Below are 14140 nucleotides of genomic sequence, written 5' to 3'. Positions count from 1 at the left end.
ACTAATGATGTAGCTGAAATCGTTCTTTAATGCTGAGCATACAGATATGCAGAAATATGAGAAATCCAAAAATAAAGTAATAGGTATCTTTTGGAAGTTTTGTGAGAAACAACTGTATTTTTTCAAAAAAATCAGGTTTATATTCCGGTCTGATAACATCATAACAAAGTAAACATTCATATTCGGGAGCCTGGACATTGGGGGTAATATAGTTATAAACCGCAAAAATATGTCCTGTTTTCTCCAAGTCAACCGCATACTGTTCTTGTTGAGCTATTGCCAGATCATTCAAAACTGAGATAAAATCACCATAGCTATTTTTTTGATCTAAAATAAACTCAATACCAGATTTTTTCTCATTTCTTTTTTGAAGATTTTTCAGTTCGGAAACATATAATTTTGAATTTTGCTCAGCTGTTCCGGGAACAACTTTTATTTTCCTGTAATCCCAGCTTCTGTAAGGTTCAAAACTGGCAAAAGTATTTTTATCTCCCTCTCTTTCTTTAGCAGGAAGTCCGATATCCATAACAGAAACGTTAATGTCTTCAAACTTTTGATTTCCATAATACCAGAATAAAATAGGAATCAGCACGGCACTGATTAATCCGGGTACGTAGAATATTTTTTTCATGGTTAGTTTTTGAAAAAGCAGAATGAAAATATTAAGCCAAAAAAAGTGATCCGAAACCGAACCACTTAAAAAGAATCTTTAAATATTTTAATGATTAAATCTTTAAATTCTTAATATTGACCTCTACCAATCCCTTTTTCTCAGAATCCAGTAGGATCCGAAGATGAAAACGGCAGACCAAGCCAGACAGGCAATAAGGCTTTCCGTAGGGTAGTGGAATTCATATTTTACGCCCATCATTTTCACCATATTCAATCTCATCATAGGATTAGGAATAAGGCTGGACATACTTTCCAACGGCAAAAGATGTGTGATAAAAAAGTCATTCTGAAGAACTTCGTTTCTTTGTGCTCCCTGCAGTCCTTTTACTTTGGTGAAAACTTCAACAGCTGTTAAAATTCCCTCACCAATCCAGAAAACAAATAGGGCAAGAAATACAAATACCGATTTTCTCAATAAAATAGAAAGGAACATTAAGAAACAGAAGAACGTAAATAATTTTACCAGGTAATTTCCGATAAAGAAAATCTCCGCAAAAACCTTTGTAGATTCGGTTGTATTAGAATACTGATATCCAAGCAATATCGTAAGACCCAATACAATTGCCGTTGACACAATGGTGAAGATACTTATGGTCAGCAATTTTGAAGTGATAAATTCCTTTCTGCTTAATCCGTCAATCGTATTTTGCTTGAACATTCGGTTGCTGAATTCCTGCGAAATGGAAAAAACAATAATCAGTCCCAGGAAAATTTTTAATAAAGCAACAATCCATGTCGTGAAATTCCAGATTTCGGGGAAATTATAAATGCCCTGTTCTTTTAAATTGATGGTACTTCCGAAAAGATCAAAATCAACCAATCCGATGAAAAGCAAAGCGACAAGAATGGCAAAATAAAGTATCGTAAAAACCTTAAACGGCTTATAGTTCAGGTTTTTGTAGTATTCCAGTTTTAATAATTTTATCATGACTAATTGGTGTTTTTTACAAGTTCAAGGAATTGTGATTCAAGAGATAGTTTTTTCTTGGCCAAATGAGATAAGAAAATCCCTTTTTCCGCCAGCTTCTGATTCAGTGCTGAAGCTGAAATTGACACATCATCACGGATCTGGGCTTTAATATAATCCCTGTCCTGATTGACGAAGCTAAACCACGGTAATTCGTTCAATGTATTGAAAAGTAATATGTTATTATCAGCTTTCAGTTCAAAATATCCGTTGTTGGAAGTCATTTCGTCTACTCTTCCACAGTAAATAGAATTTCCTTCTTTCAATACAATAACATGGCTGCAGATTTTTTCAATTTCATCCAAAAGGTGGCTGGCAATAATAATGGTGATTCCCTGCTTGGCAATATTGCTGATGATTTCTCTGATCTGAATAATTCCTTCAGGATCCAATCCGTTGGTGGGTTCGTCCAATATCATTACCTCAGGATTATTTAACATCGCTGAAGCAATAGCAAGACGCTGTTTCATTCCCAAAGAAAAAGTTTTGAAAGTATCTTTTCTCCTTTCATACAGATTAACGGTTTTTAGAACTTCATCAATCCTGGAATAGGGTGTTTTTTTGATTTCTGCCACAATCTTAAGATTGGTTTCCGCACTTAAATACGGATAAAAGTTAGGCTGTTCAATAATAGCTCCAATCTTCTTTAAGGTTTCCGGGTCTGTTCCCTTTTTCCCAAACCAAAACCAATCTCCACTGGTAGGATTAATGGTGGAAAGCAACATCCCGAAAGTGGTGGATTTTCCACTTCCATTCGGGCCCAATAGCCCATAAACGTTTCCTTTTTCAACATCAAAAGAAATATTGTTGACTACAACTCTTTTGAATTTCTTTGTCAAATTTTTTACTGATAAAATCTTTTCCATGTAATTTGTTTTACATAGTAGTAGTCTATATAAATTAGATAATGTTACAGAATTATCATAAATCAATATAAGTTTAAATGTAAATACATTAAATTTGATAGAATTAATCAAGACTTATGAAGCTAATTGAACTGGCAGAAGAACTTAATGTTTCTGCAGAAGCCATAAAACAATTTATACAGGATTTCGATCTTGAATTGGTAGAATGCATCAGTACCAATTTTGAAGTAAAAGAAGATTTTGAAAAATTTGCCCGCGAAAATTTAGATTTTTTAAGGCTGTACGAAAAAGATCTTGATAAAAATAAAACCCTGGAGCAGATTGCCGAAGTAATTAAGCAGCCAAAAGACAAGGTGGAAAAAGTAATCAAGGATAATAATCTTAATATTTTCGATAATGGCTTTTTCAAATCTTCTATATCAAGCTATGGGATTGATAACAAACTGGGGGGAAACTATCAGTTTGTCTATGATTATTTTGGGCATAAAACAAGCCTTAAACAAAGAGATTTTATAGGATACAGAGACTTGTTCTTTTATACCTCTACGGTTTTGGAACCTTTTCTGAATCCACAACAGATCAAAGACTGGGGCATTAATAAACCTGCAGGAATTATTCTCTACGGACCTCCGGGAAGCGGGAAAATATTCTGGGCTAATAAAATTGCTGAAATCATTGGCTATCAGTTTAAAGAAGTCAAAAAGCACTATTTAGGAACTTCATTGATTGACGGGAATGAAATCAACTTCAGTGATTTCCTGTTGAGTATGATGAAGGAAAATAAAATGCTGCTTTTCATGGATGATTTTGATGAAATTATGATGCAGAGAAGAGCTGAAAACGATATTGCATCATGCAACCTGGAAGCTCAGGAGCTGATTCTTCATTACATCGGGAAATTTGAAAAAGAAGGTGTTTTGATGGTAGGTTCTGCCAATTCTGTTTCAGAAATTGACGAGGAAATTCTTGCTCCGGGAAGATTTGATGTGATGATACCGATCTTTCCACCTAATGCTTCAGAGCGTTCAGAAATTATTCTTTACGCCATGACCAGAGGACTTGAGGAAGATTCTTTACTCTATAAAATACTTAAAAATAACAAAGCGGATAAAATTCCTTTCTGGCATGAAATCTCTTCAAAAATGAAAGCATTCAGCAATACGATGCTGATAGATTTTACCCAAAGCCTCAAGAAAAGAATTAAAAACCTTTACCAAAGAACCAGAAACGAAAAGCTGAAAATTGATCAGAAACTTTTAGACAGCGCATTAAGAGATGCCGGATCAAAGCTTACGGAAGAATATCTTGATCAGGTAGCGAGATTTCTTGCTGATGCCATTATCAATAATTTTGATGACTTCCAATTCAGAATTCAGGCATTGAAGAGCGAGCTGGAAACCTACAGAGTTGTTGAAGAACCGGTAAGAGCAATCGGATTCCAGCATAATGAGGAAGAGAAAGACAAAGGGTAAGATATTCAAGGTTTAAGGTTTAAGGTTTAAGGTTTAAGGTTGCGCTGCATCGTACATTAATACTTTTTACATTATACATTTTACAAAAAATTACTCATGAACAGCATCTGGGAACTGGACACTTTCTACAGAAAAAGAGACATCATCATTATAGGTGCGGGGTTTTCCGGACTATGGACAGCAATATCCATCAAGGAAAAATATCCTGAGAAATCCGTTTTGATTATTGAACGGAATGCCATTCCATTGGGTGCTTCCACGAGAAATGCCGGGTTTGCCTGTTTTGGAAGCCTTACTGAGGTCATTGCAGATGCTCATAAAATGGGTTGGGAGAAAACGCTGGCACTTGTTAAAATGAGATTTGACGGATTGCAGAAAATAAGACATTATTTTACCCATGAAGAAATTGATTTTGAGTTGAATGCAGGCTATGAAATTCTCAATAACGAAGAACCTTTATCTCATATCGATTTCGTGAATGAAAAGCTGAAAGCAATAACCGGCGTGAATCAAACATATATTCTGAAACAGAATAAAATACAGGAATTCGGATTAGAAAAATCTGCATTTCTGGTGGAGAATCCTTGTGAAGGAAGCCTGCATTCAGGAAAGCTGTTACAGAAATTGCTGGAAAAATGCCATGAACTGAAAATTGAATTTTTATTCGGAACAGAAGTTCAGAATATTGAAGAAAAAACAGATGAAGTTGAGGTTTACCTTTCCACTGATCTTTGTGTAAAAGCCAATCAACTCATCTATTGTACCAATGCATTCACTTCAAAGTTTCTGGAAGATGAAAATATTATTCCTGCCCGCGGACAAATTCTTCTGACTGAGCCTATAGAAGATTTAAAACTTAAAGGAACGTTTCATTATGACGAAGGCTACTATTATTTCAGAAATGTAGGAAACAGAATATTGCTGGGTGGTGGAAGAAATCAGGATTTTAAGACAGAAGAAACGACGGCTTTTGGAACGACAGAATTTCTGCAAAATCATTTGGAAAATTTTTTAAAAGAAGTCATACTTCCTTATACAGATTTTAAAATAGCACTTCGCTGGTCAGGAATTATGGCCATGGGTGATGAAAAAACACCTATTGTAAAACAACTTTCAGAAAGACAGTTTTGTGCCGTAAGACTTTCAGGAATGGGAGTTGCCTTAGCTCCGAAGATTGGAGAAATGATAGCAGAAATGATATAAAAATGATATAAATATACGTGCATTATACATGAAATATTTGCCTTTTGAACGCATTACTTACAGAACCCATTTATCCGAACAGGAAGTTTTAACAAGACTCTCCGGTTTTGTAGAACCTAAAAAATTCGGTTTAGGGAGAAATTATATGAAAGAATATGAAGGATCTATCCATAATAACAGCTTTGAAATCAGCAAAGTGATACAATACAGGAATTCTTTTCTTCCTCAGATAAATGGTAGAATTCAAAAGGAAAATGATGGAGTAAAAATACACGTGGCTCTATCATTACATGCATTTGTATTATTTTTTTTAATAGTCTGGTGTTCATTTGCCCTGATTTTCTTCATAGGTGTTTCCATAAGAGCTATAAGAGAAAAAGAAATATCGGTAGAACTTTTTCTTCCTTTAGGTATGCTTTTGTTTGTCTATGCTTTAACTATGGTAGGTTTCAAATCTGAAAGTAAACAATCAAAAGAATTCCTTAGGAGAAGCTTTGAAGCTGAAATTATCAAATAATCGTAACTTCTAATCATCTTCTGAAGCCTTAATAAAGCTCCAATCCGAACCCAAAACTTTAAACCTGGAACTTTAAATTCAGAATGCTCCACTCTAAAAGAATTCCTTATTTTTGCAAAAAGAAAAATTCGTGATTAACAACGACCAGATAAAAGAAGTTCAATCCAGAATTGAAGACTTACACAGATACCTTCAGATTGAAAAAAAGAAGATTGAAATTGCCAATGATGATGAAAAAACGGCGGCACCCGAATTTTGGGATAATCCAAAAACTGCTGAAGCATTTCTAAAACAGCTTCGTTCCAAGAAAAAATGGGTAGAAGGCTATGATGAAATTCAGACACAGTTTGAAGATCTGCAGGTTTTAGCTGACTTTGCGAAAGAAGATCCGGATTCTGAAAAAGAACTGGATGAAACATTCCCGCAGTTGGTAGAGAAAATTGAGGATCTTGAATTCAAAAATATGCTTTCCAATGAAGGAGATGGGCTTTCGGCTGTTCTTCAGATTACAGCAGGTGCAGGAGGAACGGAAAGTTGTGACTGGGCAGCCATGCTGATGAGAATGTATACGATGTGGGCCGAAAAGCAGGGCTATAAAATCCGTGAACTGAACTTTCAGGAAGGAGACGTGGCAGGTGTGAAGACTGTTACCCTGGAAATTGAAGGGGAATTTGCTTTTGGATATTTAAGAGGCGAAAATGGAGTACATCGATTGGTAAGAATTTCTCCTTTTGACAGTAATGCAAAACGCCATACAAGTTTTGTTTCTGTTTACGTATATCCTTTGGTGGATGATACTATTGAAATTAATATTAATCCTGCAGACATCAGTTTTGAAACCATGAGAGCTTCCGGCGCAGGAGGACAGAACGTAAACAAGGTAGAAACTGCCGTACGTCTTCGTCACGCCCCAACAGGGATTATTATTGAAAACTCAGAATCCCGTTCTCAGCTTCAGAATAAAGAAAAAGCAATGCAGCTCCTTCGTTCAAGACTCTACGAAATGGAATTGGAAGAGCGTATGAAGGCCAGAAATGAGATAGAAGCCAACAAAATGAAGATCGAGTGGGGAAGCCAGATCCGAAACTACGTAATGCACCCTTACAAATTGGTGAAAGATGTACGCTCAGGTCATGAAACGTCTGATGTGGATGCCGTAATGAACGGAAATATCACTCCTTTCTTAAAAGCATTCTTAATGGCCGATGGAACGGCAGTTTCCGATGATGATCTGGACTTATAAAAATCATGTTTGAATTTTAGTTAAAATCTTATAATTAATTTTTGTTTCAGACATTTTAGGCTTACTTTTGTTGTTCATCGATATTTATGGAAGATTTCAATAGCTGGAAGGATTTATTAAACCCGGAGTTTTATATAAAAATGGGAGGGTTTTGGCTGATTTTGTTTATTGTTTTTGCTGAAACAGGTCTTTTTGTAGGATTTTTTCTACCTGGGGACTCACTACTCTTCGTTTCGGGGATTTATGCCGTTGAAATCATCAAAGAGACTTTTGGGTCTACAGGAAGCGATTTCTTAGATACCACATTGTTAGCTTCAGGGGTAGCTCTTGCAGCTATTATCGGAAATGAGGTAGGATATTATTTTGGAAGAAAGGCAGGACCTGCTTTATATAAAAGGCCAGACTCAATGCTTTTCAAGAAAAAATACCTTTATCAGGCACACGATTTCTTTGAAAAACACGGCGCATTAGCTGTTATTATGGCAAGATTCTTACCTGTTGTGAGAACTTTTACCCCTATTGTAGCAGGTATTGTAAAAATGGATAAAAAGGAGTTTTTAAGAGATAACATCATTGGTGCCGTATTATGGTCATTCATTCTGATCTTTGCAGGGCATTATCTGGACAAACTTTTTATGGAACAGTTTGGAATCAACTTAAAACAAAAGCTGGAATACATCATTATTGTCATCGTGTTAGTCACTACACTTCCGGTGATCTTTAAATTTGTTTTTGGAAAAAAAGAAGATCTTTCTAAAAAATATGAAGATCAGGACTTTGAATAATTAATAATTCAATCAAAATATACAGAGCCGTCTCAGCAATGAGATGGCTTTTTTATGCATAAGAATTTTTTTTTTACCCCGCAAAGCTCGCAAGATTATTATGATGATCTGTTATTTTTTCGTTCGCAGAGGCGTTTCACTTAGCTAAGTCACCTGCCTAGCTGAACGAAGTGTCTTTGCGACCGAGAGATATAAGCATTAAAATTCTTTTGCGCCCATAGCGTTTTTAAATACATCTACCAGGCAAAAATTGTTTTTTTTATACTGAATATTTAAAAGATTCTTATGAACGAAGTGGTTAGAATAGTTGTTTAATTATTTAAATAGATAACTATTCTTTAATCCATTCCAGAATATTCGGATAGATAATGCTGTCTCTTTTTCTTTTGCTGAAAAACCTTGGAGCATGCCCGGCGCCCTTCATGAAAATGAATTTGTGTGGAACTTTCATTTTTGTAAGCGCTGAATCCATAGCAATTCCCTGGTGCTGATTAACCAGTATATCATTATTTCCCTGAAATATCAGGGTAGGTACATTGGTAATATTGGCGATGGGACTGGCTTCTTTGAAAGCTTCGGATATATTTTTCCGGTCAAATTTAGTTCCTACTACCTTTTGAAAAGTAGGAGAGGTGTATTTGGAATAAAAAGATTTAAGATATTCCGGGCTATAAAAATCCGTAGGGCCGCTTAAAGAGATGATTTTTTTGATCTGTTCGGGATACTGATATCCGTAAAGTAAGGCCAGATGCCCACCTGCACTTTCTCCCAAAAGAATATAATTGTTGGGTTGAAGTTCCGCCTTTTCTGCTAGAGAATTGAATTTTTCAATAGCCAGGGCAATATCTTCAAGCTGTTGTTTATAAGTGATTTTTTCTTTGGTAGAAACCAATCTATAATTCATATTGATACTCGGAATCCGGTTTTCAAAAAGCATTTTCTGAACCTGAATCATATGCTCTTTTTTACCTAACGTCCATGCTCCGCCGTGAACAATAAGAACTACAGGAGAATCTTCAGCATAATCTTTGGGAAGAAAGACATCCATTTTCTGTCTTTTATGCTCACCATATTTCAAATTGTAAATCTTCTGCTGACCTCCGGGACCAACCCATACTCTGAATTTGGTATTGCAGGACTGCAAGAGGAAACCAATGCATCCCATGACAAAAAAATGATACCTGAGAATGAGCTTTTTCATTACTTAAATTTACGAAAAATTCTATTGATTATGAAATGATTAATGTTGACTTAAAGTCGTTCTGCGGTCTTTGATGAAAGCCCTTTTTTGATCGTAATAACATCCTTTTCTCCTTTTTTGAAAATAAAAGTAATTTCGGTGTCATCATCCTGCAGGAAAAATACATCCTCTTTTTCAGCCAGCATTCTTACTTTAGGATCTTTATTGTTCTGTATAAAAAGCTGACCGTTTTCGTCCAGAATATGAATAACATTATTATCAGAAAGAGCATAGTCACCAACATATTTTTTAAGAATATCAGATCCCAGAGTGATGTCTTTCTTGGGCTGTGGAAGGGTATAAGGCTGTCCTAACAGGGCTGCTAAAATAGTATTTCCTGCTTTCTCCAGTTTTTTACTTGTGATATTATTCAAAAGGATAATGCAGAGGTCATCTTCAGGAAGCATGGCAAAATAGCTTGTAGAGCCTTCTATATTTCCACCATGGTTAATAAGTTTTTTCCCGTAAAGATCATCAATAAACCAACCGTAGCCATAACCGCTTAAATAAGGTGTGATAGCTTTTTTAAAAACTTCTTTGGATACAATTTTATAATCTCTCAATCCGATATAGTAATTGTACAGGTCTTCGGCAGTACTATAGATTTGGCCTGCAGAACCGGTTAATGTGGAATTCCATACTTCAGTTTTTTCCTGTCTTGTCTTTGAAATATAAGAATAAGGAACTGTTTTGTAAGTACTTTTCAAAGCCATGTAATTAAATCCGGTATGATTCATCTTCAGAGGATTTAAGATGATTTTTTTTACAGCATTTTCATAGGAAAGTCCTGTGAGCTTTTCAATAATGAGTCCCAATACAATATATCCTGAATTGGTATACGAAAATTGAGTGCCGGGCTCAAAATCCAGGGGTTCATTTTTAAAAAAGGAGAGTTCTTTATTTTTGGCTATTGATTTTCCGGTGTGAAGCAGGCTGACATATTCTTTATTTCGCAGTACTTCATAAATACCCGACGTGTGGGTGAGCAGGTGTTCAATCGTAATTTCATTTCCTCTCGGATAATCGGGAATAAACTTTGAAACCGGATCTTTAAAAGAAAGTTTCCCTTCCTCACTTAGTTTTACAATAACCAGGGCTGTGAATGATTTGGTTAAAGATGCAATCTGATATACACTTTTGTTCTGGTTGGATATCTTTTTCTCTGCATCCTGCCAGCCGTATGACTTTTCGAAAATATTTTTGTTCTCATAATGGATTAGGGCGGTTCCATTAAACTTATTAATGGCAGCGTATGCTTGTATAATGCTGTCTATTTCCTGTTTTTTCTTTTCCTGATTAATAGTATTGGGATAAGTTTCTGTCTGAGCTTTTAAAGTTGGGCAGATGGTACTGAACAGACAAAATAAACATCCTAAAGCTAAAGATTGAAATTGACGTCGCATAGTATCAGGTTTTAAAAAACGGTTAAAATTAAGCTTAATATTGATCGTGTACAATTCTGTGTCTGTAAGGACTGGACTTGAATGTCATATCTGGTTGAAACGCCGGAATATAGTTTAGAATTAAAGGTTTTCAGCATAGCGGCTTAAAGAATTATTGTATCTGGGCAAATGTTTTGATAGTGCTTTTAAAGCGATAGATAGTGCTTCTTTGTGCTCTCCTGCTGAGGAAAGAGACAGTGCTAAGAAAGAATCTACCGCATCATTCAGTTCATCAGACTCATTAGCTTTTTCTTCCCTTAAAATATGGATGCTTTCTTCTATTTTCCCATTATTTCGTAAGGTACTTGCCAGCTGAATTCTTGCTCTTCTTCTTCGTAAACCGGTGAGTCCTTTATCTAGCGCAGATCTGTACAAAGGTTCAGCCTCTTTTTCATGTCCGGTAGAGTCAAAAGCGCAGGCTCTTTCAAAATCTGCAATAGCCCGGGAATCTGCCACTGTAAGTAATTCTACATGATTTTTAATTTGTTGAATAAACGCTTCACTGCTTATTGTTCCAAGTTTTAGCCAGATACTTTGTAGCTGGGTTTCCCAGTTTTCATCCATGGAATAGATTTTAAACAAAGATATAAAATATTGAAAATGGAGCATTGCTTAATCTTTCTCATAATTTTCAAAATTATTGTCATATTATGAATCCAAAAACGGAATTAAATATTTATTTTTGCTGAACTTAACAAAGATTAAAAAATTATTAAAATATGGCATCAGGCTTTTTTGCTATTTTGGATGATATTGCAGCATTGATGGATGATGTAGCGGTTACCAGTAAGGTCGCTACCCAAAAGACAGCAGGAATTTTAGGAGACGACCTGGCTGTAAATGCAGAAAAAGCCACAGGCTTTCTTTCCTCAAGAGAAATTCCGGTTTTATGGGCAATTACAAAAGGTTCTTTTATCAATAAACTGATCATTCTTCCCATCGTTTTTTTACTTAATTGGTTGTATGCTCCGGCTATTAATTATGTATTGATCCTTGGAGGATTCTATCTGGCCTTTGAAGGGGTTGAAAAAGTAATAGAATTTCTTTTTCACCGTGACAAAAAGGGTCATGAAGTTATAGAGGAAATTGAAGAAGATAAAAAAAGTTCTGAAGAAATAGAAAAAGAGAAAGTAAAATCGGCCATTACAACGGATTTTATTTTATCCATCGAGATCGTTATTATTGCTTTAGGAACCGTATTGGAAGAAAGTCATCCCTTCATTACGCAGATTTTAGTAACGAGCTTGGTTGCATTTATTGCGACTGTTGGAGTTTATGGAATTGTAGCTTTGATCGTAAGAATGGATGATGCAGGGTTTAAATTAATAAAGAAAAGTAATGATAAAGGTTTTTTCGGGAGGCTTGGGCATTTATTAGTGAAGGCTTTACCTATTGTTATTAAAATATTAGGAGTTGTCGGAACAATTGCTTTAATAATGGTTGCTGGTGGAATTTTTCTACACAGAGTAGAATTTCTTCATGGTATACTTCCAACCTGGCCGGATGTTTTAAAAGAGCTTACGCTTGGCGTTGTTGGCGGATTGGTAGCGGTTGCCATATTTACTTTAGGAAAAGGGATTTACGCTCTGGCAACCAAAAAATAAAACAGAATTAGAATTAAATAACCAAAAAATCCTGTATTCGTGAGAGTGCAGGATTTTTTATTAATACATGTAGAGAATTTATCGGTTGATATATTAAAAGTTATAATCGCATTTTTTGCATAGGCATTTCTGAGATTTTTATCCTTTATTAAGATATAGTTTTGTACTAACCTTATTTTATTTTCAACCCATTCATGTAGGCTAATTTAATGGTTTGAGCTCCATGAAATTCAGAATAATTGAGATCAATTTCATTTTCCGTTTTTAGACTCTCGTAAAGTTTAAGAATTTTCCCTTTATATGGACAGCTGTTTACAAAATTATTTAGAAAAACTTCAGAGGTCTCTTTTTCTGAAAAACATAGAAGGAAATCTAAAGGAGAAATTGAATCTTTTGACCATTGATTAAACTTTGTTCCCTTGTTCTTTAAAAACTCGATGGCGATTTTCTTAGAATTAAAAATTTCGAAAATTGGAAGTATATATTTCTCTATATTTTCTGTGATTTCAAGAATTGATTTTTCATAAGACAATCCTGCTAAATTCCATTCTTTCCAATTATTATAGGGCATTAAATACCCTATCTGATTTCCAAAAATTAATCCCTGAGCATATTCATTTTTAGTTTGCTCTATCTGCCATTTCTTTAAAATTTTAGAATAGATAGTAATATGAGGAAGGAGCTGAATGGATGAAGAATCATTCCTAAAACTCGACTGAAAATAAATTTCAAAATAGATATCTTTATCAAGAGATACTTTCTTAAGCCTTTGTCCTTTTTCAAGTGTTTTGAAGCCATCAAGCTGAGTGGCGATTTCGTTACAGGCATTTAAAAATATTGTTCTTGTATCCATGGATTTCCAGAAGTCTTTTGAGTCAATCAAATAATGGACAAAAATATAAAAAATTAAAGAGCATAAAAAAAGAGGCTTAAAAAGCCTCTCTTATATTAATTGAATAAATCTTTTACTTTATCAAAAAAAGTTTTTTCCTTTCCGGAGGGTTCTGCAACCATTTCTCCGCTGGACATCTGCTTTTCAAAGAAGTCTTTCTGTTCCTTAGTAAGCTTTTGCGGCGTCCATACATTGATGTGGATGAACATGTCTCCTTTACCATAGCTGTCGATACTTGGAAGTCCTTTTCCAGCCAATCTTAAGATCTTTCCGGATTGAGTGCCCGGATCAACGGTAATTTTTACTTTTCCACCTACTGTAGGAATTTCTTTTTTAGTTCCTAAAGCGGCTTCAGCAAATGAAACATACAGTTCCTGATGAAGATTATCACCTTCTCTCTTGATCACCTGATCTACTTCCTCTTCAATAATCACCAATAAATCTCCCGGAATTCCACCAAATGGGGCATCATTTCCTTTTCCTCTTACATTAAGCTGGATACCGTCTCTTGCTCCTGCCGGAATATTGATGGTAATTTCCTCTTCATCTTTAATAAGGCCTTGGGCATTAGCTCCTGCCGGAATTTTGTCAGCAACTTTTCCAATTCCCTGGCAAGTACTACACGTTGTTTGAGTCTGCATCTGGCCAAACATGGTATTCATTACTTTTAACTGAACACCAGAACCGTTACAGGTAGGACATGTTTTTGAAGTGGCGCCTTCTGCCATCTTCATTTTCTTTACTTTAATGGTTTTCTGAGTACCGTTTACCATTTCCTCAAGATTCAGCCTGATTCTGATTCTTAAATTAGAACCTTTTACCTGCTGACGGCCTCCGCCGCCACCGCCGAATCCTCCGAAACCTCCACCGAAAATATCTCCAAACTGGCTGAAAATATCTTCCATGTTCATTCCGCCTCCGAAGCCACCGCCTCCGAAACCGCCATTTCCACCTACTCCGGCATGACCGAACTGATCGTATCTTGCACGTTTCTGATCATCGCTCAGAACTTCATAAGCCTCAGCAGCTTCTTTAAATTTTTCTTCAGCCTCTTTATCACCGGGATTTTTGTCCGGGTGAAACTTGATGGCCATTTTACGGTATGCTTTTTTTATTTCGTCGGCGGATGCAGATTTGCTGATCTCAAGAACCTCGTAATAATCTCTTTTTGACATGACAATTTTATAATTGATTGTTGATAGATGATAAAAGATATTGTAAAGCTAATAAGTGAAAC

14 protein-coding genes are annotated in these 14140 nt (G+C 35.5%); 6 read left to right on the top strand and 8 right to left on the bottom strand.

Annotated features, from left to right (window positions below):
* Window position 1: 1 nt before the first annotated feature.
* From JOE44_RS09935 to JOE44_RS09925, 3 genes are all read right to left on the bottom strand, one after another.
* Window positions 2-631, bottom strand: a complete 630-nt coding sequence (locus tag JOE44_RS09935) for a hypothetical protein (protein ID WP_209785460.1) — start codon at window positions 629-631, stop codon at window positions 2-4.
* A gap of 123 nt (window positions 632-754) precedes the next feature.
* Window positions 755-1600 (bottom strand): ABC transporter permease, encoded by an 846-nt coding sequence (locus JOE44_RS09930; RefSeq protein WP_209785459.1) that lies wholly within the window; start codon window positions 1598-1600, stop codon window positions 755-757.
* A 2-nt stretch (window positions 1601-1602) separates the two neighbouring features.
* Window positions 1603-2505, bottom strand: a complete 903-nt coding sequence (locus JOE44_RS09925) for an ATP-binding cassette domain-containing protein (protein WP_209785458.1) — start codon at window positions 2503-2505, stop codon at window positions 1603-1605.
* Between the two features lie 116 nt (window positions 2506-2621).
* Here JOE44_RS09925 and JOE44_RS09920 point away from each other — a divergent pair, with 116 nt between their 5' ends.
* From JOE44_RS09920 to JOE44_RS09900, 5 genes are all read left to right on the top strand, one after another.
* Window positions 2622-3977, top strand: coding sequence for an AAA family ATPase (locus JOE44_RS09920; RefSeq protein WP_209785457.1), 1356 nt, complete (start codon window positions 2622-2624; stop codon window positions 3975-3977).
* A 96-nt stretch (window positions 3978-4073) separates the two neighbouring features.
* Entirely contained in the window at window positions 4074-5180 is a 1107-nt protein-coding gene (locus JOE44_RS09915) for an FAD-dependent oxidoreductase (protein WP_209785456.1), read from the top strand.
* A gap of 28 nt (window positions 5181-5208) precedes the next feature.
* Window positions 5209-5697, top strand: coding sequence for a hypothetical protein (locus tag JOE44_RS09910; protein WP_209785455.1), 489 nt, complete (start codon window positions 5209-5211; stop codon window positions 5695-5697).
* 130 nt (window positions 5698-5827) lie between these two features.
* Window positions 5828-6940 (top strand): peptide chain release factor 2, encoded by a 1113-nt coding sequence (gene prfB / locus JOE44_RS09905; protein WP_209789157.1) that lies wholly within the window; start codon window positions 5828-5830, stop codon window positions 6938-6940.
* Between the two features lie 86 nt (window positions 6941-7026).
* Window positions 7027-7725, top strand: coding sequence for a VTT domain-containing protein (locus tag JOE44_RS09900; RefSeq protein ID WP_105683992.1), 699 nt, complete (start codon window positions 7027-7029; stop codon window positions 7723-7725).
* A 331-nt stretch (window positions 7726-8056) separates the two neighbouring features.
* On the opposite strand, the gene JOE44_RS09895 is transcribed toward JOE44_RS09900, so the two are convergent.
* The 3 genes from JOE44_RS09895 to JOE44_RS09885 form a co-directional block, all read right to left on the bottom strand.
* Complete coding sequence (locus JOE44_RS09895; protein ID WP_209785454.1) at window positions 8057-8926, bottom strand: alpha/beta hydrolase; 870 nt, start codon at window positions 8924-8926, stop codon at window positions 8057-8059.
* 50 nt (window positions 8927-8976) lie between these two features.
* Window positions 8977-10368, bottom strand: coding sequence for a serine hydrolase (locus JOE44_RS09890; protein WP_209785453.1), 1392 nt, complete (start codon window positions 10366-10368; stop codon window positions 8977-8979).
* A gap of 120 nt (window positions 10369-10488) precedes the next feature.
* Window positions 10489-10971 (bottom strand): tetratricopeptide repeat protein, encoded by a 483-nt coding sequence (locus JOE44_RS09885; RefSeq protein ID WP_245169750.1) that lies wholly within the window; start codon window positions 10969-10971, stop codon window positions 10489-10491.
* A 155-nt stretch (window positions 10972-11126) separates the two neighbouring features.
* On the opposite strand from JOE44_RS09885, the gene JOE44_RS09880 reads away from it, so the two are divergent.
* On the top strand, window positions 11127-12011 hold the full coding sequence (locus JOE44_RS09880) for a DUF808 family protein (RefSeq protein ID WP_209785451.1): 885 nt from the start codon (window positions 11127-11129) through the stop codon (window positions 12009-12011).
* Window positions 12012-12183: 172 nt separating this feature from the next.
* Here JOE44_RS09880 and JOE44_RS09875 read toward each other — a convergent pair whose 3' ends face one another.
* Together JOE44_RS09875 and dnaJ are read right to left on the bottom strand one after the other, a co-directional pair.
* The gene (locus JOE44_RS09875) at window positions 12184-12864 is read right to left on the bottom strand and encodes a DUF4304 domain-containing protein (protein ID WP_209785450.1); all 681 of its coding nucleotides are present in this window, start codon (window positions 12862-12864) and stop codon (window positions 12184-12186) included.
* 95 nt (window positions 12865-12959) lie between these two features.
* On the bottom strand, window positions 12960-14078 hold the full coding sequence (gene dnaJ, locus JOE44_RS09870; protein ID WP_209785449.1) for a molecular chaperone DnaJ: 1119 nt from the start codon (window positions 14076-14078) through the stop codon (window positions 12960-12962).
* Window positions 14079-14140: the final 62 nt, after the last annotated feature.

It is taken from the genome of Chryseobacterium sp. PvR013 (genome assembly GCF_017833095.1).
Taxonomy (GTDB): domain Bacteria; phylum Bacteroidota; class Bacteroidia; order Flavobacteriales; family Weeksellaceae; genus Chryseobacterium; species Chryseobacterium culicis_A.
The sequence above is the reverse complement of the archived record's forward strand: the minus strand, read 5'-3'. Positions and strand labels throughout refer to the sequence as shown.